The 20267-nt window shown below is 70.7% G+C and carries 8 protein-coding genes; 4 read left to right on the top strand and 4 right to left on the bottom strand.

What is annotated here, in order from left to right:
• Nucleotides 1–79: 79 nt before the first annotated feature.
• Entirely contained in the window at nt 80–3319 is a 3240-nt protein-coding gene (locus J3P30_RS08465; protein ID WP_210480612.1) for a LamG-like jellyroll fold domain-containing protein, read from the top strand.
• 258 nt (nt 3320–3577) lie between these two features.
• On the opposite strand, the gene J3P30_RS15600 is transcribed toward J3P30_RS08465, so the two are convergent.
• On the bottom strand, nt 3578–5680 hold the full coding sequence (locus J3P30_RS15600) for an acyltransferase family protein (RefSeq protein ID WP_210480611.1): 2103 nt from the start codon (nt 5678–5680) through the stop codon (nt 3578–3580).
• Between the two features lie 138 nt (nt 5681–5818).
• Here J3P30_RS15600 and J3P30_RS08455 point away from each other — a divergent pair, with 138 nt between their 5' ends.
• From J3P30_RS08455 to J3P30_RS08445, 3 genes are all read left to right on the top strand, one after another.
• Nucleotides 5819–6487 carry a hypothetical protein gene (locus tag J3P30_RS08455; protein WP_210480610.1) on the top strand — a complete coding sequence of 223 codons (669 nt, stop codon included), beginning with the start codon at nt 5819–5821 and terminating at the stop codon, nt 6485–6487.
• 124 nt (nt 6488–6611) lie between these two features.
• Nucleotides 6612–12914 carry a PKD domain-containing protein gene (locus J3P30_RS08450; RefSeq protein WP_210480609.1) on the top strand — a complete coding sequence of 2101 codons (6303 nt, stop codon included), beginning with the start codon at nt 6612–6614 and terminating at the stop codon, nt 12912–12914.
• 510 nt (nt 12915–13424) lie between these two features.
• Entirely contained in the window at nt 13425–15053 is a 1629-nt protein-coding gene (locus J3P30_RS08445; protein WP_210480608.1) for a hypothetical protein, read from the top strand.
• Between the two features lie 384 nt (nt 15054–15437).
• On the opposite strand, the gene J3P30_RS08440 is transcribed toward J3P30_RS08445, so the two are convergent.
• The 3 genes from J3P30_RS08440 to J3P30_RS08430 all read right to left on the bottom strand — a co-directional run bounded on the left by J3P30_RS08440 (nt 15438) and on the right by J3P30_RS08430 (nt 20246).
• Nucleotides 15438–16919 (bottom strand): polysaccharide biosynthesis tyrosine autokinase, encoded by a 1482-nt coding sequence (locus tag J3P30_RS08440; RefSeq protein ID WP_210480607.1) that lies wholly within the window; start codon nt 16917–16919, stop codon nt 15438–15440.
• 103 nt (nt 16920–17022) lie between these two features.
• Nucleotides 17023–18363 carry an O-antigen ligase family protein gene (locus J3P30_RS08435; RefSeq protein WP_210480606.1) on the bottom strand — a complete coding sequence of 447 codons (1341 nt, stop codon included), beginning with the start codon at nt 18361–18363 and terminating at the stop codon, nt 17023–17025.
• Nucleotides 18360–20246: a glycosyltransferase gene (locus J3P30_RS08430; protein ID WP_210480605.1), complete on the bottom strand. Its 1887-nt coding sequence runs from the start codon at nt 20244–20246 to the stop codon at nt 18360–18362. Before J3P30_RS08430 ends, J3P30_RS08435 begins: the two co-directional genes overlap by 4 nt.
• Nucleotides 20247–20267 lie beyond the last annotated feature (21 nt).

The raw sequence follows: 20267 nt of genomic DNA, 5'->3' as shown, positions 1-20267 counted from the left end.
GAATTCCCCGTGGCGCAATAGGCCCCTCCGCGCCTACACTCCCCCTACCCGACCCTTTACCCGAAAGGGCTACCCGCCCATGCCTACCACCAGGAAGGGCAGGCGCCGTCGCCTGCTCGCAGTCCTCGCCACCACCGCTTCCCTCATCGGCTCGCTCGTCGTCGCGCAGCCGGCGCTCGCGGACACCGCGCCCCCCGCCGGGACGCTGGAGACCGTCTCAACCGATGCCCTCCCCACCGTGCAGATCGACGGGATCGTCTGGACCCAGAAGATCGTCGGCAACACCGTGTTCGCGGGCGGCTCCTTCAGCAACGCCCGTCCCGCCGGCGCCGCAGCGGGAACCAATCAGACGCCGCGGGCGAACCTCCTCGCCTACGACATCCGCACCGGCGCGCTGATCACCACCTTCGCGCCCAGCTTCAACGGCGTCGTCCGCACGCTCGACGTGTCCGCCGACGGGACTCAGCTCTTCGTCGGCGGCGACTTCACCACCGTGAACGGTCAGTCCCGCAGCCGGGTCGCCGCTGTCAGCGTCGCGAACGGGGCCCTCAACGCGAACTTCCGCCCGGTCGTGAACAATTCGGTGCACGACATCGCCGTATCCGGCAGCACCGTCTACCTCGCCGGCAACTTCACCGCCATCGGCAGCAGCACCCGCCTCCGGGGCGCCGCGGTCGCGGCGTCGAACGGCGCTGTCCTCCCGTTCGCGCCTTCCATGGACGCTCGCGCCCGAGCCGTCGTGGCGAGCCCGGACGGATCCAAGATCGTCTTCGGCGGGCACTTCACCACCCTCAACGGGAGGGGAAGCAGCGCCGTCGGCGGCGACGCCGGCTACGGCCTCGGCGCGGTGGATTCCGCGGGCAACTACCTCGTGTGGAACGTCGCGAAGCGGGTGAAGAACGCCGGCCCGGACGCCGCGATCTGGAGCCTCGACTCCGACTCCGACAGCCTCTACGGCACCGCCTACCACTTCGGTCCGGGCGGCAACCTCGAGGGCACCTTCCGCGCCGACTGGGCCACCGGGAACCTCGTGTGGGTCGAGGACTGCCACGGCGACACCTACGACTCGGCGGTCGCCAACGGCGTCGTCTACATCGCCGGTCACCCGCACTACTGCTCCACCTCCGGAGGCTTCCCGCAGACGACGCCGACCTGGACAGTCCAGCGGGCCATGGCATGGACGAAGGCGCCGTCCGGCGCGCGCGCGACCGGGATCACCCTCGGCTACCCGAGCTGGGAGGGCGAGCCTCTCCCCGGCCTCCTCAACTGGTGGCCGGACTTCTACACCGGCCAGGTGAACGGCCAGGCCTCCTGGAGCGTCGCGGCGAACTCGCAGTACGTCGTCTTCGGCGGCGAGTTCCCGGGCGTGAACCAGCGCGCGCAGCAGGGGCTCGTCCGGTTCGCGGTGAAGTCCATCGCCCCGAACGACGACCGGCCGCGCCTCACGGGCGCGAACTTCGTGCCGAAGGCGGTCTCCCCCGCCGCCGGCACCGTGCAGGTCACATGGCTCACCAACTACGACCGGGACAACCAGTTCCTGACCTACCAGCTCCTGCGCAACGGGACAGTCATCCACACGGCGACCCAGGGCTCGCGGATCTGGTGGGACCGTCCGTCGATGAGCTTCCTCGACCAGGGGCTGACGCCCGGGCAGTCCTACACCTATCAACTGCGCGCCACCGACCCCTTCGGCAACAGCGTCACCGGCAACACGGTGAGCGTCACGGCCGCCGGAAGCGGATCGCTCAGCACGTACTCCAAAGCCGTTCTGACCGACGGCGCGGTGAACTACTGGCGCCTGGGCGAGACCAGCGGAACGACGCTCCGCGACATCGCCGGCGGCAACAACGCGACGGCCGGAGCGGGAGTGCTGCTCAACCAGCCCGGGGCGCTCAGTGGCGACAGCGACAGGGCGGCGACGTTCTCGGGAACGAGCACCGGGGTCGCCGCGTCGCAGGCCACGGTCGTCGGCTCCGACAATCTCACCGTCGAGGCCTGGTTCCAGACCACGAGCCGCACGGGCGGCAAGATCGTCGGGCTCGGCAACAACCGGACCGGGGACTCGTCGAACTACGACCGCCACGTCTACCTCGACGGCAACGGGCGCGTCTACTTCGGGGCCTACAACGGCCAGCGCGTCACGATCCAGAGCGGCACCGGCTACAACGACGGCAGGTGGCACCACGTCGTCGCGACGCTCACGCCGAACGGCGCCCGCCTGTACCTCGACGGCGTCCAGGTGGCAGCACGCAGTGACATGGTCGCCGGGATGTCGCTGACCGGCTACTGGAAGATCGGCGGCGACTCGACCTGGGCCGGGTCCAAGTACCTGCTCGGCTCCATCGACGAGGTGGCGATCTACGGCAAGGCGCTCTCGGCCTCCACCGTCAGTGCCCACTACCAGACGGGGAAGGGCGCGGCCCCTGCCCCGAATCAGGCCCCGACGGCCTCCTTCACGGCCAGCGTGTCAGGGTCCACCGTGACGACCAACGGATCCGGTTCGACGGACGCCGACGGGACGATCGCCGGATACCGCTGGGACTTCGGCGACGGCGCGACGGCCACCGGGGCGACCGCGTCGCACACCTACTCGCAGGCGGGCACCTACAGGATCACGCTCACCGTGACCGACGATGACGGCGCGACCGGACAGGCCACTCGCGACGTCACCATCTCTCCGCCGGCTGACGGGATCTTCGCCGCCGACGCCTTCGAGCGCACGACCTCGAGCGGGTGGGGCACGGCCTCCACCGGTGGCGCGTGGACCCTGGGCGCGAGCTCGTCCGTCTACTCCACCGACGGCGACGGGGTCATGACGACGACGACGGCGGGGCGGACGATGGAGGCCTTCCTCACGGGCGCCTCCTCGGAGTCGAGCGACGTGCACGCGACGGTCACCTTCGGTCCGCGTCCCCAGGGCAGCAACGTGCAGGCCTGGGTGATGGCGCGGCGCGTGGCGGCCGGCAGCGACTACCGCGCTCGTGCCGTGGTCTCGTACACCAACGGGGCCGTGACCCTGCAGGTCATGCGCGGAGGCACCGGTCTCGTCGCGGCGGTTCCGACCGGCATCACCTACGTGGACAACCAGGTCCTGCACATCCGCGTCCAGGCGGCCGGGACCGGCACCACGACGGTGAGGGCGAAGATCTGGGCCGACGGGACGCCGGAACCCACTGCCTGGCTGACGACCGCCACCGACAGCACGGCCGGGCTCCAGCAGGCCGGGCACATCGGGGTGGGCGCCTACATCGGCGGCTCGGTGACGAATCTCCCGTATGTCGTCCGCTGGGACGACGTCCGAGCCCAGACGATCCCGTAAGGGCACGAGAAGAGGAAGGGACGCGGCCGGGAGACCGGTCACGTCCCTTCTTCTGTGCCCGCAGACCTGCGAACGGGGCCCCGCAACCGAACGGGCCGCGCAACGAGCTTCGGCAGCAGGACCGAAGGGCGACCCTGCCGCACTTTCCGGCGGACGGGGCCCGTCGGCGACAAGACCGGACGCGGGGTCCGTGCTCGAGGTCCTCTCGCGCAGCGCGGCCGGCGCGGCGCTGGAGACCATGCGCGCGAACCCGCCGGTTCAGGGCGCTGCGAGCTCCTCGCGGAGCGCCTCGCCGAGGAAGGGCGTCAGGGTCTTGATGTAGAGAGCGCTGACGTGGCTTCCGTCCCGGTACACCAGGACGCCGCCGACGACCGGCGAGCAGATCTCCCGGCAGAAGTAGTCCGAGAGGTCCACCACCGGGACGCCCGCCTCGCGCGCCGCGACCACTTGCGGGTCGGTGACGAGTCCGTCCTCGACAGGGAAGGAGCACTCCTCCAGCCCTTCCGCGACGACGCAGCCGGGCATGTCCCTGATCCCGGCGTTGACCGGCTGCGGCGTGTCCCGGAGGACGACGACACGCGCGCCGGACGCCTCGATCGCCGACCAGGACGCCTGCATCTCCGCGGCGTTCCGCTCGATCTGCTCCGCGGGCTTCTCGCCGCCGCCCAGCAGACTGCTCCGCGTCGAGACGACGACCACGTCGTAGCGGCCCTCGACGATGCGCTCGAGAGCGTTCGCGTTCCACTCGGCGCACCGGGCCGCGCTGCCGAGGCCTTCGGCGGCGACAGTCGAGAGACCGCACCCGGAGCGGAGGTAGGTGTCGAGGTGCCACCCTTCGCTCTCCGCGAGCTCGGCCATCGCGACCATCCACTGGGCGGCGTGCGAGTCGCCGGCCAGGGCGTAGCGGGGCGCGGAGGCGTCGTCGCTGCCGTACGAGCAGACGATGACGGCGGTCGACGACCCCTGCTGGCAGGGCGGCGAGCCGTGGTCGCCGGTGTCAGCCGGAGCCACGATGGGGTCGGGGTAGATGGTCCCGTCGGGGGCGACCTCCGGGCAGTTCGCTCCGTCGGCGAGCGCCGCGGCTCCGAAGCAGGGGATCGTCAGCGGGTCGGGGAGGCTGTCGAGAGCCTCCTGGGCGGCGCTCGCTCTCGCCGAGCTGACGGCCCACAGTCCGCCGCCGAGCAGGGAGACGACGGCCATGCCCGCGGCGGTGAGCGCGAACACGCGGCGCCGGGACGTCGGCCGGCGGGGCTTGTCAGCCGTCCCCGGCCGGTCCACACGGAACGGGTCCTCGATGAAGCGCTTGCTCAGGTACGCGAGCACCAGGGTCGCCACGAGGATCAGGAGCTTGAGGGGCAGAGTGGCGCGGACGTCGAGCGCGACGGGGAGCAGGACGATCAGCGGCCAGTGCCACAGATAGATGGAGTAGGAGATGTCGCCGAGGAACTGCACGGGGCGGAGCCTCAGGAGAGGAGCGACCGAGCCTCGGCCGCCGGCGCCCTGCCCGGCGATCACCAGCGCGGTACCCGCCACGGGGAGCAGCGCGATGTAGCCCGGGAACGGCGAGTCGTCGGCGTAGAAGATGCTCGCCAGGAGGATCGCGGCGAGGCCCAGCCAGGTCACGGCGCGCTGGATCCAGGAGGCGAGAGCGAGGCGCGGCAGCAGGAGGGCGAGCAGGGTGCCCGTTCCGAACTCCCAGACGCGGGTGCCGGTGTGAAAGTACGCGCTCGGCTGGTCGATCGCGGTCATGACGATCGAGTAGGCGAGTGACGCCGCCACGATCCCCCCGACCAGGGCGAGTGCCGTGTCACGCGGGGCCCACCGGCGAGCGCGGGCCACAGCGAAGACGCCGATCAGCAGCAGGGGCCAGACGAGGTAGAACTGCTCCTCCACCGACAGCGACCAGAAGTGCTGGGACGGGATGACGTCGGAGGACGCCCCGAGGTAGTCCACCGCATTGAAGAGGAGCGCCCAGTTCTCCACGTAGAGCGCACTCGCGATCAGGTGCTTACCCGTCTCGATCCAGTGGAGCTGCGGCGCCCACACGAGCGTGGCGAGGCCGGTCACGAGCAGCACCACGAGGGAGGCGGGCAGGAGACGCCGGATGCGGCGCGCATAGAAGTCGAGGAGCCCGAAGCGACCGAGCTCGATCGACTTGATGACGTGGGAGCTGATGAGGTAGCCCGAGATGACGAAGAAGACATCGACGCCGACGTAGCCGCCCCGCAGGTACGCCGGCCACAGGTGATAGACGACGACGAGGACCACCGCGACGGCCCGCAGCGCCTGGATCTCGTAGCGGAACCCGGCCGCCTGCTTTCCGCTCGGCGCGCGCCGGGGTACGGAAAGTGTTCGGGTCACGCCGCAAGCATAAGGACAGCCGGTCCCGGGGCCTCCCCCCACTTAACGGGGAAGTAGCGGTCTTCTCCCACTGCGCGCCAGCCGGAATCGCTATATTGAGCGCGCACCGCCACCTGTGGAGAACTGCGAGAGCCTGCCGTGACCGACGAGACCGACGAGACCGCGACGCGACGCCGCACCTGGATCATCGCGGCCGTCGCCGCCGTGGCCGCGCTCGGCATCGCCGCAGCGATCATCCTCGGGTTCGCGTCCCGAGGAGCGGCCCCCACGCCGGTCCGGACCACAGCGTCCGCCTCGGCCTCGGCCTCGGCCACGCCCGACTCCCCCACCGCCTCGCCCGATCCCTCGGCATCCCCGACCGCCGCCCCCGCTCCCGTCGAGCCGGGAGAGGTCGTGGGCGAGCCGGGTGAGGAGGTGACCTCCGACATCGACGCGCCCGCGACGGTGGAGCCCGGGCTCGCCGTCGTCGTCACGGAGGTGAACCCCGTCGAGGGCACGGCGAATGCGCCCGGCGAAATCGCCGGACCGGCGCTGCAGTTCGTCATCGAGTTCAGGAACTCCGGCGACCAGCCCGTCGCACTCGATCAGGTCTCCGTCACCGCGGACTACGGGCCGGACCGCACGCCCGCTCTCGAGCTGGAGCAGGAGGAGACCGTGCAGGTGCCGGCGCAGGCCGGAGCCGGCGAGACCGTTCGCGGCTCCTACGTCTTCAACGTGCCGCCGGACGAGCGGGGACTGGTTCGCCTGATCGTCTTCACGAGCGTCGACGCCCCCATCGTCGCGTTCGAGGGCTCCGCGCCGCGCTGAGGCCTCGGTCGGGGCGGTGATCCCCCCGGACAAGGGACTGTTCCGGGGTGTCGGGCGTGCCCCTATACTTCCGATACCCGGCGCTACACCCGAAGATCGCCGCTACCCACCCGAAGGCTTACCCGTGGCCATTCCCTTCGCTGCGCCTGCCCGCGCACTGACCGCACTTCTCACCGCCTCAGCAGTCCTGGCAGGCGGCCTGGTCTTCGCTCCCGCGGCTGCCGCTGACACTCAGCCCCAGCCCGGCACGCCCGAGACCGTGTCCTCGGACATGCTTCCCACGGTGCAGATCGACGGCATCGTCTGGACGCAGAAGATCGTCGGCAACACCGTCTTCGCCGGAGGCTCGTTCGCCAATGCGCGACCGGCCGGCGCCGCAGCGGGGACCAACCAGACGCCGCGGGCGAACCTCCTCGCCTACGACATCCGCACGGGCGCCCTGATCACCTCGTTCGCGCCCACGTTCAACGGGGTGGTCCGCGCGCTCGAGGTCTCCCCCGACGGAACCCAGCTCTACGTCGGCGGCGACTTCACCGTGGTGAACGGGCAGAGCCGCAGCCGCATCGCCGCGGTGGACGTGACGACCGGTGCCCTCAATCCGAGCTTCCGTCCGGTCATGAACAACACGGTCCACGACATCGCCGTGTCCGGCGGCACGGTCTACGCGGCCGGCAACTTCACGGCCGTCGGGAGCACCAGCCGGCTCCGCGGGGCGGCTCTCGCGGCCTCCAACGGCGCCGTCCTTCCGTTCGCGGCCTCGATGGACGCGCGCGCCCGCGCGGTCGTCGTCAGCCCGGACGGCTCCAAGGTCGTCTTCGGCGGGCACTTCACGACGCTGAACGGATTGGGCGGCCCGAACGTCGGCGACGACGCCGGCTTCGGCCTGGGTGCTGTCGACGCGGTCTCCGGCGCCTACCTCCCTCTGAACGTCGGCAAGCGCGTGAAGAACGCGACTCCCGACTCCGCCATCTGGAGCCTCGACTCCGACTCCGACAGCTTCTACGGCACCGGATACCACTTCGGCGACGTCGGCAACCTCGAGGGCACCTTCCGAGCCGACTGGTCGACCGGCAACCTCGTCTGGGTCGAGGACTGCCACGGCGACACCTACGACTCCACGGTCACCAACGGCGTCGTCTACATCGCCGGCCACCCGCACTACTGCGGCACCTCGGGCGGATTCCCCCAGACCGAGCCGTGGACCACGCAGCGCGCACTCGCATGGACCAAGGCGCCGTCGGGCCAGGTCGCGAACGGTGACACGCTCGGCTACCCGAGCTGGGAGGGCGAGCCCATCCCCACTCTCCTGACCTGGTACCCCGACTTCTACACGGGCCGGGTGTCCGGCTCGGGTCAGGCGGCGTGGAGCGTCGAGTCCAACTCGCAGTACGTCGTGTTCGGCGGGGAGTTCCCCGGCGTCAACCAGGCCGCTCAGCAGGGCCTGGTCCGGTTCGCCGTCAAGTCGATCGCCCCCAACAAGGACGCGCCCCGTCTCTCGGGAGCGAACTGGACTCCGTCGGTGAGCTCGTACGTCACCGGAACGGTGCGCGTGGGCTGGCTCGCCAACCACGACCGGGACAACGAGTTCCTCACCTATGAGCTCCTCCGCGACGGTCAGGTGGTCCACACGACCCAGGCGGGCTCGAAGGCCTGGTGGTTCCGGCCACAGCTCGGCTACCTGGACACCGGGCTCACGCCGGGCGCCTCGCTGACCTACCAGGTGCGGGCCAAGGACCCGTACGGCAACCAGCGGCTCAGCGCGCCGGTGAGCGTGACCGTCGCCTCGGACGGCTCCGTCAGCGACTACGCGAACGCGGTGCTCGACGACGGCGCGAACACCTTCTGGCGCCTCGGCGACGCCGCCGGCTCCACGACGGCGATCGACTGGGCCGGCTTCAACGACGGCAGGGCGGGCACCGGAGTCGGGTTCGGCCAGAGCGGCGCCATCAACGGCGACGCCAACACCGCCGCGGCCTTCTCCGGCGACGGCAACGGGCTCGTCGCCACCACCGGGCTCGTCCAGGGCACGAACACGTTCGGACTCGAGGCGTGGTTCAACACCACCAGCACGTCCGGCGGCAAGATCGTCGGCTTCGGCAACAGCAACACCGGCAACTCCTCGAACTACGACCGCCACATCTTCATGGACGGCAGCGGGCGGGTCTACTTCGGCGTGTACCCGGGCTCGACCCAGACGGTGCAGAGCGTCAGCGGACTGAACGACGGCCAGTGGCACCATGTCGCCGCCAGCCTCAGCAGCGCGGGCATGGAGCTCTACATCGACGGTGTCCGAGTCGCCCGGCGCACCGACGTCACCACAGCCCAGAGCTACTCCGGCTACTGGCGAGTGGGCGGCGACAGCACGTGGGCGGGCGACAACTACTTCGACGGCAAGATCGACGACGTCGCCATCTACGACCAGCCCCTCACCCGCGACCAGGTCCGCGACCACTACACCCTCTCCGGACGGAGCACCAGCTCCGTCCCCGTGCCCACGGACGCGTACGGAGCGGCGATCTACAACTCGCAGCCCGAGCTGTACTGGCGGCTCGACGAGAGCAGCTCGGCGACCGCGGTGATCGACTACTCGGGCAACGGGAACGGGGGCACCTACGCGGGCGGCGTCACCAAGCCGGTGGCGGGAGCCCTCACCGGCAACCCGAGCACCGCCGCCTCCTTCGACGGCAGCGACGACGGGGCGTACAGCAACGCCCGGTTCAGCAACCCGACGACCTACTCCCTCGAGCTCTGGTTCAAGTCGGACTCGACGTCCGGCGGAAAGCTCATCGGGTTCGGCGGCAACCAGACCGGCTTGTCGCAGAGCCACGACCGCTCCGTGTTCCTGCAGTCCGATGGGCGGATCGTCTTCGGCACCTGGACGGGCTTCGAGAACCGGATCACCACGTCGTCGGCCTACAACGACAACCGGTGGCACTACGTCGTGGCCACCCAGTCGTCGGAGGGCATGCGGCTCTACGTCGACGGCGCACTCGCCGGCACCAATCCTCAGACCGGCGCCGAGGCGACGACCAACTACTGGCGCATCGGCGGTGACACGACGTGGGGTGGCACCAACAGCGCGTACATCCGCTCGGTGATCGACGAGGTCGCGGTGTACAGCCGGGCTCTCACGGCGACGGAGGTGCAGAGCCACTACGACAAGGCGCTGCCCGCGAACACCGCTCCCACCGCGTCCTTCTCCTTCTCGAGCACCGACAGGAGCGCGAGCTTCGACGCGTCGGCCTCGGCGGACGCCGACGGCTCGATCACGTCGTACGCCTGGTCGTTCGGCGACGGAAGCACGGGAACGGGTGCGACGCCATCGCACACCTACGCCAAGGCCGGGACCTACAGTGTCAAGCTGACCGTCACGGACAACCGCGGCGCGACCAACGAGACGGCGCGCCTCGTGACCGTGACCGCTCCCGCGGGGCCGGCCGACGCCTACGGCGCAGCGGTGGTCGCGGACGCTCCGCTCCTCTACTGGCGCCTCGGCGAGCAGTCGGGTGACAGCACCGCCGCCGACTCGAGCGGCAGCGGCAACCCCGGCACCTACCGCGGCAATGTGACCAAGCCCGTCGAGGGCGCGATCGCCGCAACCGGGAACACCGCTGCCCGCTTTGACGGCTGGGAGGACCTCGTTTCCAGCGACCGCGCGTTCAGCAACCCCACGACCTACTCGGTCGAGGTCTGGTTCCGGACCAGCAGCACGAGCGGCGGCAAGCTGATCGGGTTCGGAAACAGCCAGACCGGCACGTCGAGCGGCTACGACCGGCACATCTACATGCAGGACAACGGGCAGCTCGTGTTCGGGACGTGGGTCGGGTTCGCCGCAACCGTCGTCTCGCCGGCCTCCTACAACGACGGCCAGTGGCACCACGTGGTCGCCACCCAGTCGAGCGCGGGTCAGCGGCTCTACGTCGACGGCGCCCTCGTGGGCTCCAACGGCGAGGCGAACGCCCAGCCCTACGACGGCTACTGGAGGATCGGCGGCGACTGGACGTGGGGCTCGTCGAGCCCGTGGTTCAACGGCGACCTCGACGAGGCGGCGGTCTACGGCACGGCGCTCAGCGCCGAGGCGGTGGCGACGCACTACGACCTGGCCGACTCGAACGCGCCGGCCAACGAAGCCCCGACCGCGGCGTTCGAGGCGTCCGCCACGGGCTTCTCGGTGACGGTCGACGGGAGCAACTCCACCGACCCCGACGGCCAGATCGCGAAGTACGAGTGGGACTTCGGTGACGGCGCGACGGGATCCGGAGCCACGGAGAACCACACGTATGCAACCGCCGGCACCTACGACGTGGTCCTCACGGTCACGGACGATGACGGCGCCACGGGGAAGCTGACCAAGCAGGTCACGATCACCCCGGCCAACGTGGCTCCGACCGCCTCGTTCACCTCGTCCGCGACCGGGCTCACCGTGACGGTGGACGGCAGCGCATCGAGCGACAGCGACGGCAGCATCGCCTCCTATGAGTGGGCCTTCGGAGACGACAGCACGGCCACGGGCGCGACCGCCACGCACACGTACGCCGCCGGCGGAACGTTCGAGGTGACCCTGACGGTCACCGACGACGACGGGAGCCGCTCGTCGACGACCAAGTCGGTGACGGTCACCGCCCCGAACGCGGCTCCGGTCGCGGACTTCTCGGTCACCGCCTCCAACCTCGGCGTGACGGTGAACGGCAGCACGTCGTCCGACTCCGACGGCAGCATCGCCTCGCACACCTGGACCTTCGGGGACGGCAACAGCGGGACGGGCGCCACCACGGCGCACACCTACGCCGCCGCCGGCACCTACGACATCACGCTCACGGTGACGGACGACGACGGCGCGACGACCGCGCTGACGAAGGCGGTGACCGTCACGGCGCCGCCGGCGACCGCGGAGCTCGCGCGCGACGCGTTCGAGCGGACGCTGGCCTCGGGCCTCGGGTCGGCAGAGGTCGGCGGCGCGTGGACCCTCGTGGGACCGGCGACCCGCTACTCCGTCAGCGGCGGAACCGGCCGGATCACGTCCAACGCCGGGAGCACGATGAGGGCGACCCTCGAGTCGGTCTCCTCGGCGGACACCGAGGTGCAGGTGACGGTGTCCACGGCCCAGGCGATCACGGGCGGTTCCCACTACGTGTCGGTCATCGGCCGCCGCATCGGCACCGACGACTACCGGGCCCGGCTGGTCATCGGCACGAACGGGGCCGTGACGCTCCAGCTGCAGCGCAACGGGACGACTCTGACGAGCGGTGTCCTCACGGGCGTGACCTACGCGACCGGCGACCAGATCCGGGTGCGGCTCCAGGTCACCGGCACTTCGCCGACCACGATCCGGGCCAAGGCCTGGAAGGTGGGCACGACCGAGCCGGCGAACTGGCGCCTGACCACCACGGACAGCACCGCCGGCTACCAGGTGCCGGGCGGTGTCGGCATCGCGACGTACCTCAACGCGTCGGCGACCACCGCGGTGACCACCACCTTCGACGACCTCTGGGCCGGACCGACCGGGTCGACCCCGACACCGCCGCCCCCGCCGCAGAACGTCGCTCCGACGGCCTCCTTCACGGCCTCCACGAGCGACCTCACCGTGAGCGTCGACGGCGCCGGATCCTCCGACAGCGACGGCACGATCACCGGCTACCTCTGGGACTTCGGCGACGGAGCGTCGGCGACGACGGCGCAGGCTCAGCACCCGTATGCCGCGGCCGGAACCTACCAGGTGAAGTTGACGGTGACCGACAACGCCGGTGCGACGCACTCCATGACGCAGCCCGTCACCGTGACCGCACCGACTCCGCCGCCGACCGGGGTGCTCGCCGCGGACGACTTCAACCGCACGGCCAGCGGCGGCTGGGGAACCGCCGCCACGGGCGGCGCCTGGACCACCCCGGCCCCTGCGTCGTACTACTCGGTGGACGGAACCGGCAGGATCACGACCGCCGCGGGCGGCAAGACGGTCGAGGCCTACCTGAACGGCGTGTCCTCGACCGCCACCGAGGTCCGCACGGTCGTCGGGCTCAGCTCGCTCCCCGTGGGCGGCAGCGTGTACGCGTCGGTCGTCGGACGCCGGGTCGGCACCGCCGACTACCGGGTGCGTGTCGTCGTCGCGCCCTCCGGCGGAATCACGCTGCAGCTGCAGCGTGCGGGGACCACGCTCCGCGCCCTCGTCGTGCCGGGCCTGACGCTCGCCGCGGGCGAGACCCTGCAGCTCCGGCTGCAGGTGACGGGAACCGGTGACACGACGCTGCGTGCCATGGCCTGGAAGACGGGCGCCACACAGCCGGTGGACTGGCAGGTGGTCGCGACCGACAGCACCGCCGCCCTGCAGGCACCAGGAGGCGTCGGCCTCGCCGCGTACTTCGGCGGCGGCATCACGTCTCTTCCGAGCGTGATCTCGTTCGACGACCTGGTCGTGACGGCGGTTCCGTGACCCGCCGCGATGCCGCACCCACGTCGGTGGGTGCGGCATCGTCGCATATCCCCCCTGGGAGGACACGAAACGACAACGACACGCCGAGAGGAGGTTGCATGTGCGAGGCAATTTATGATTCGCCAAGCCCCAATTCCGGCGTACCGCCGAGGCGTACGCGAAGCGCCGACCCACCAGGGCATTTAGTCCCATCCGGCACGGGCGTTGAAGCGGGAACCGGTCGGCCGGAGGCTCCGCGGGGGCCCGAAGAGCCCCTTGCCCCCCGTTCGAGGGGTGTTAGTGTCGTTGCCGTTCGTGCGGCCGTCAACCCCCTCTTGGGTGGATGGCCCTCACTTCTCGCGTCGACTGGGTGGCTCCTTCGCGACCGGCGGAACGCCGCCTCGACGCCTGACTAACAGGGATTTTTTTTTGCTTATGCGCTCTTCAGGAGAACAAGCGAGTTCGAGGACCAGGCGGGGCAGGCTGCACCGCGGTCTGGTCGTGGCCGGAGCGACGACTGCAGCAGCAGTCGTGGGATCGCTTCTCGTCGCCGGGGCCGTCGCCGCCGAGCCTCAGTTCGTCGCCGTCTGCTCGGCCGACGCGACGAGCTGCGCCTCCATTCCCGTCGAGGTCAACGACCAGCCGGGCAACGAGCCGACCGTCGCGGTCGTGCCCCTGACCGACGAATCGCGGCAGGCCCTCCGCCTCACCACCCAGAACGCGGAGGACTCCGCGGTGCTCGATGTCGTCGGGTTCTTCACCGTGAACCCGGAGAGCGGCGAGTTCGAGGACTACGAGCGGGCCCCCATCACCTTCGACATGCTCGTGGACCTGGCGGAGGACGGGAGTGCGCTCGTCGACCTCCCCGGCGCCCCTGCCGGTGCAGCAGCGGTGCTCGTGCAGATCCGCAGCGACGAGAGCGACGCGGGAACCGTGTCTGTCTCCACCTCGGCCGAGGCCCTCGACGAGGGCCAGGTGCGTGAGGCCATCGAGACGGCCCCTGCCGCGCCCGGCACCCCGGCCTCCGACGAGGAGATCGACGGGGTCGTCGACGAGATCCTCCACGACGCCAAGGCGACCGAGTCCTCGGACGACTCGACCGACGCCCCGGTCGCCGAGGACGAGAGCACCGCGACGGAGGCTCCGGCCGCCGCTCCGGCTCCGGCTCCCACCGCCGCTCCGGCCGCCGCTCCGGCTCCGGCTCCCACCGCCGCTCCGGCTCCCGTCACGGCTCCGGCTCCCGTCACGGCTCCGGCTCCGGCTCCCGTCACGGCTCCGGCCGCTCCGGCTCCTGTCGTCGAGCCTGCTCCGGCTCCCGCTCCTGAGCCGGCTCCCACGGCTGCACCCGCCCCGGCTCCGGCAATGGCTCCCGCCGCAAGCCTCGCGGTGGCCAGCACCGCGATGACCACGACGACGACCGCCACCACGACCCGCAAGGTCGTCTACGGCGACATCGTCGTGAAGACGGCAGGCACCGTGCTGAACAACCTCGACATCCACGGGCGCGTCATCGTGCAGGCCGCCAACGTCACGATCAGCAACTCGATCGTGCGCGGCCTGGACGGCGGAAGCCGGAACGGGCTCATCGAGGCCATCCAGGGACACCCCGGTCTGCGGGTCATCGACACGGAGATCGTCGCCACGAAGCCGAACTACTACGTCAACGGCATCATGGGGTACAACTTCGAGCTCCGCCGGGTGAACATCCACGGCGTCATCGATCAGGTCCACCTCACCGGCGGCAACGTGATCATCGCGGACTCCTGGTTCCACAACAACCTGCACTTCGAGCCGGACCCGAACCACTCGGACGGCAAGAGCCACGACGACAACATCCAGATCCAGGGTGGCAGCAACATCACCATCGTGAACAACAGGTTCAGCGGCGCTCACACCTCCGTCCTGATGATCACGCAGGGGATGAGCAAGGTCTCCAACCTCCGCTTCGAGCGCAACCGGCTCGACAACGGCGGCTGCCAGGTCAACATCTCGGAGAACGGGCGCGGCCCGCTCTACGGCTTGTCCTTCATCGACAACACCTACGGACTCACCATGCTGCACAAGCGGTGCGCGATGATCATCCAGGGTTCCGGGACGAAGCCCTACATGTCGAACAACAAGTTCACCGACGGGACGAACATCACCATCACTCGGCGCTGACCCGGCGTTCGGAGCCCTCCACCTGAGGGGCTCCGAAACGCTCACCGTATGCCGAACGGCGGCGTGGTCCTCTGGATCACGCCGCCGTTCGGCATACGCGCTTTCCGGCCGGCGGCACCCGGCGCGCTGCCGGAAAGGCCCTGCGTCTCATGGGGGGCGATCCGCTCAGGTCGCTGAGCGACCGGTGCGGACCCTCCGCGCTCCTGTTGCGAAGCTTTTGAGCGCGCAGAGCGACACCCACGGGGTCTCCGGGGCGACCGCCGGGAAGCCCGACCCCGAGATCGGATCCCGGCCGGTGCACCGCATCGATCGACGGGGCGGGCCCGACGGCGGAGAGGCCCCGCCGACCGCGTCAGCGGGCCGGGGCCTCGGCGACCGGCTGCGTCAACCGGCGCTGATCGCGCCTTCCGCGCTCTCCCGAGGCAGGGACGCGGGGGCGAGGGGCAGCGCATCCGCGGAGCGCCGGCGCGGCCACCGGAGCGGGCTGCGGGCGGGCTTCGGCTCGTCGCTGTAGCGGTAGCTGTACCCGTAGCGGTTGAAGTTGTCCGAATCTGGACCCCGCGTGGGCAGCATGGTCAGCACAACACCGAGCGTGCGCGCCTCCACCGCGGCGAGGACCGAGAGCGCGGACTTGAGCATCCTCCGATGCGTCTTCATCGCCGCGGCCACGACGATCGCCCCGCTCGTCAGGCGCGCCAGGACCGCGGCGTCGCTCACCGGGAGGAGCGGCGGGGCATCGAAGATGACCATGTCGAAGCGCGAGGTCAGCTCTTCGACCACCTCCGCCATGTTGTCCGACTGCAGCAGCTCGCTGGGGTTCGGCGGGATCGGCCCGGAGGCGAGGACGACGAGCTTCCCGTCGCCCCAGGGCTGCAGAACGTCGTCGAGGTCGGCCGCACCGATGAGCACGTTGGTCAAGCCGACGCTCCCCTCGAGGCCGAGGGTCTTCGCGAGGCGGGGCTTGCGGAGGTCGGCCTCGACGATGACCGTCGAGAGCCCGGCATCCGCCACGGCGATCGCCAGATTGGCCGACGAGGTCGTCTTGCCCTCGTTCTCGATCGAGGAGGTCACGACGACGCTGCGGACGCCGCGGCCGCCGTCGAGGAATCTCAGGTTGGCGCGCAGGGACCGGAACGACTCCGCGCGAGGCCCGCGGGGGTCCCACTGCACGATCAGCGGCCGCTTCTTCGCGTCCTTGTCGAAGGCGATCCCGCCGAGGATGGGCAGATCCGTCAGGCCCTCGACATCCTCGATGCTGCGGATGCGGGTGTCGGCGACCGTCCGGGCGACCGCGGTGCCGAGCGCCAGCGCGAGGCCGGCGAGCAGTCCGAGCAGGATGTTCAGGCTCGTCCTCGGAGCGACGGGCGTCGACGACGGCACCGCGGGCTGCAGGAGAGTCACCTTGACAGGGGGCACGCTGTCCTTGCCGGCCGGGCTGAGCTCGGGCACGACGGTGACGAGACTGGTGGTCACCGCGTTCGCGATCGCCGCCGCCGTCTCCGGCGAGCCGTTGGTGGCCGAGATCTCGAGCAGCACCGTGTTGAGCGGAGCGTTCGCCGTGATCTTCGAGGCGAGCGCCCCGGGGGTCATGTCGAGACCCAGCTCATCGATGACCGGCTCGAGCACGATGGACTTCCGCACGACGTCGGCGTAGCTCTGGACGAGCTGCTGCGTGTAGGTGCTGCCCTGGTTGAGCTCGGACACGGTCGTCGCGGACTGCGTCGTCACGAAGACCGAGGCGGTGGACTGGTAGAGCGGCTTCTGGTTCGAGGAGAACCACGCGCCGGCCGACGCGCCGAGAACGGCGAGCGCGACGATGATCATCCAGTTGCGACGTAGGATTCGCAGGTAGTCACTGGCTCGCACTGGGTGTTCCTTCCTTCAGCGACGTCGGGTACGCCGCTCGGGCTGCTTCCTCAAGGACGCCTCGGGTCGACGACGATGAGGAGTGCGTCTCACGCACTCGCCCTCATTGTCCCTCGCTCGGGCTGACAGCCGGATCCCCCTTTCGGGGACTCCTGTGCGTCGCTATGACGGCTCCGATCAGGATTTCCCATAGCGGAGCGAGGCCGGACCACGTGTGAAGGGCGAGGAACAGCCCGCACGCGGTCAGCATGACGAGCATCGCGGAGAGCAGGCGACCCTCACCTCCGGCGGCCAGGCGGCGCACGCCCAGCCAGAGGACTGTGAGGAATGCCAGCGCGCCCACGATCCCGAACTGGATCATCAGGAGCACGAGCTCCGAGTCGACGGTCTTGCTGACATCGAGCGGGATGCCGTTGTGCTCGAGCAGGAGCACCCCCGCCGGCTTCTCCCCGATGCCGTAGCCCAGCGGGTAGTCGGCCAGGATGTCCGGCGCCAGCGCGTACAGGGCGAACCGGTACTGGGTGCTGGCGTCGACGCCGGCGCGCTCGTCCACCGCCGGCTCCCACACGAACGTGGCGAGCAGCGCGCAGAGCACGACCATGCCCGTGAACGCGATGGCGGCCGTCGAGGGCCGCACCAGCGCGGAGGACCGGATGGAGCGCGGGACCAGGAGGACGATGAGAACGGCGATGATCCCCAGCCCGAAGGGCCCCGCGCTGTCCGTCGCCGCGATGCCGAGGAGCAGCAGCAGCGCTTCGGCGAGCCGCAGCGCCGTGACCCGCGCCAGGGTGATCGGGAGCGTCGTCGCGAGGATCGCGGCGAGCACGAGCGGGTGCTCGGTCGCCACGACGGCGCGGACACCGCCGCCGAGGAAGCTGTCGCCGTTGACGCTCGTGAACTTCTCGAGACCGATCTCGGAGATGCCGCCCGGGAAAAGGAACGAGCCCCGGATGTGCTCGACGAGAGCGAGGACCGCGAGCACGGCCGCGCCGATGCGCAGCATCCGCAGGAAGAGCGGCAGGACAGGGTCGCGCAGGAGCAGGGCACCGGCGACGATCGCGAGCGGCGGCACGAGGAGGTACGCCCGGATGACCGCGGGCAGCACCCCGAGCGGCTCCACCAGCACGGGCGGGAGCGAGAACACGTAGTAGGTGGCGGCGAAGACCAGGGCCGGAGCGGCGATGACGACCGCGAGTCGCGCGCCGAGGCCCTCCCGGCGCATCAGCGCGGTGACGGCGTACACCCAGAGCAGGGTGAAGACCACGTACGGCACGGCGACGTACCGGGAGACGACGGCCGGGAAGAGCATGACGAACACGAGCGCGGCCAGGGCCGCGATGCCCACGGTCCGCCACGGCCGCCAGCCCCGCTCCTCCTCACGGTCAGCGGCGAGCGGCTCGGCGAGCCCGCTTCCGCTTCCTGTCACCACTCCGCGCTCGCTCATCGGCGCACCTCTCTGTACAGGTCGACATGCTCCCGCCCGATCATCGGCCAGTCCCGGTCCTGCAGGACGCACCGTACCGCGCCGGCCCGGCGGACCTCGGACAGCGCCTGGGCCAGCGCCTCGGACGTGAGCGGAGGGTCGTACGTGAGCACCCACGACGACCCCACCTCGTCGCGCAGCCAATCGACCACGTCGGCGCGCGGCATCAGGACCGGACGGTCGAGCGACAGCGCGAGGATCGCCGCACCCGAGTTGTGCACGTTGCGGTAGGGCAGGACGACGAGCTCGGCCTCCCCCACCTCGCGGGCGAGGTCGGCGTCGTCCGCGTACCCGAGCCGCAGGTCGACGCGGTCGTCGGAGGTGGCCGAGCGGACCGCCGCCTCGTCGGCCGACGTGCCCGGCTTGCCCACGACGTGCAGGCGGAGGGCGCTGTCCCGGAGGTCGCCGAAAGCACCGAGGAGCTCGGTCACGCCCTTGTAGGGGCGCACGAGCCCGAAGAACAGGAGCCGTCCGGGCACCCGCTCGGGACGCGGGTAGGACGAGTACCACTGGCGGTAGTCCCCGTGCTTGATGGTCCGGGCCAGCGCCCCCGGCGGGACCGGGGTGTAGGGGTTGAGGCGGATGAAGGCGGACGTGCGCCGCTCGAGGGCGCGGAGGAGCCACTGCTCGACCCTGCCGCCCTCCTCGTGGCTGCGGAGGTTGTGCACCGTCCGCACGACGGCCGTCCGGGCGAGGCGAAGCCGGATCAGGAGGGCGAGGAACAGCGCTCGGCGCGCCGCCGTCTTGAGCCGACTGTGCCCTCGGATCAGTCGCTCGGGCCAGTGGACGTGGAACACGTCGTACTTCCCCACGAGGGCGCGGCGCCAGCTGAAACGGAGGACTCGGGCCGAGTCCGAGAGGGAGTCGAGGAGCTGCAGCAGGTAGGGATTGGTCTCGCGCGATCCCACGGGAAGGGACTGGAGCACCGTCAGGGGACGCTCAGGCGAGGGGGCCCCTCGGCTCGCTCGCGAGATCCGGAGCCCGGCGAGCGTGCCGCGCAGGGCTGCGGAGGTCAGCGGCACGAAGCGCCGCAGCAGCTGCCGGCGGCCGCCGCGCAGGAGGACCGAGCGCGCGTACCGGATGCTCTGCCGCTCCCACCGCCTCCGCTCCGCCTCGCTAAGGTGGGCTGCCGCGAAGAGCAGGCGATTCCGGCAGTTCCAGTACACGTAGGTGGGCGACTTGCCGCTCCCCTCCTGGGTGCCGCCGACCGAATGCACGACCTCGAGGTCTCGACGGACCCGGAGCCTCCCACCCGCCGCCACCAGGCGCCACGACAGGTCGACGTCCTCCCAGTACAGGAAGTAGCGCTCGTCGAATCCCCCGGCCTTCCGCCAGAGGTCGGCATGGACGGCGAGGCATGCCCCGGACAGCCAGCCGCGCGCGTCCTCGCTGCGCCTGCTCGGGGCGGTGGACGCGCGCCCCTCGTCCACCAGGATCGTGCCCCCGGAGAACCAGGTGGAGCCGTCCTCCCGGAGGATGCGCGGGCTGACCACCACGACGGGATCGCGGCGGCAGTCCGCGGCCAGTTCGCGGAGGACGTCCGCGGGCAGCGCGAGATCCGGGTTCGCGAGCACGAGCACATCGCAGCCGAGGCCGATGGCGGCCGCGGCTCCCCGATTCACGCCGGCGCCGAACCCGGCGTTGTCCTCGTTGAGGAGCACCGTCCAGCCGTGCCGCGCACCGAGGCGCGCCACCGCGGCCGACTCCTCCGGGGTGCGCCGATTGTCGACCACGATGAGGCGTGCACCGGCCGCCTCGAGGTCGAGTGCGGCGAAGTTCCGCTCGAGGAGGGTCGGCATGCCGAAGTTGACCACGATCACGGCGGTCCGCGCAGCGTCGCTCATACCCGTCCCACCCCGTCCGGT

It is taken from the genome of Naasia sp. SYSU D00948 (genome assembly GCF_017916515.1).
Taxonomy (GTDB): Bacteria; Actinomycetota; Actinomycetes; order Actinomycetales; family Microbacteriaceae; genus Naasia.
This window is presented reverse-complemented; position numbering and strand designations above follow the sequence as displayed.

What these genes read in the sequence shown, in the direction of transcription:
- J3P30_RS08465 (WP_210480612.1), top strand. Translation starts at nt 80, where the DNA reads ATGCCTACCACCAGGAAGGGCAGGCGCCGTCGCCTGCTCGCAGTCCTC.
- J3P30_RS08435 (WP_210480606.1), bottom strand. Translation starts at nt 18,363, where the DNA reads ATGAGCGAGCGCGGAGTGGTGACAGGAAGCGGAAGCGGGCTCGCCGAG.
- J3P30_RS08430 (WP_210480605.1), bottom strand. Translation starts at nt 20,246, where the DNA reads ATGAGCGACGCTGCGCGGACCGCCGTGATCGTGGTCAACTTCGGCATG.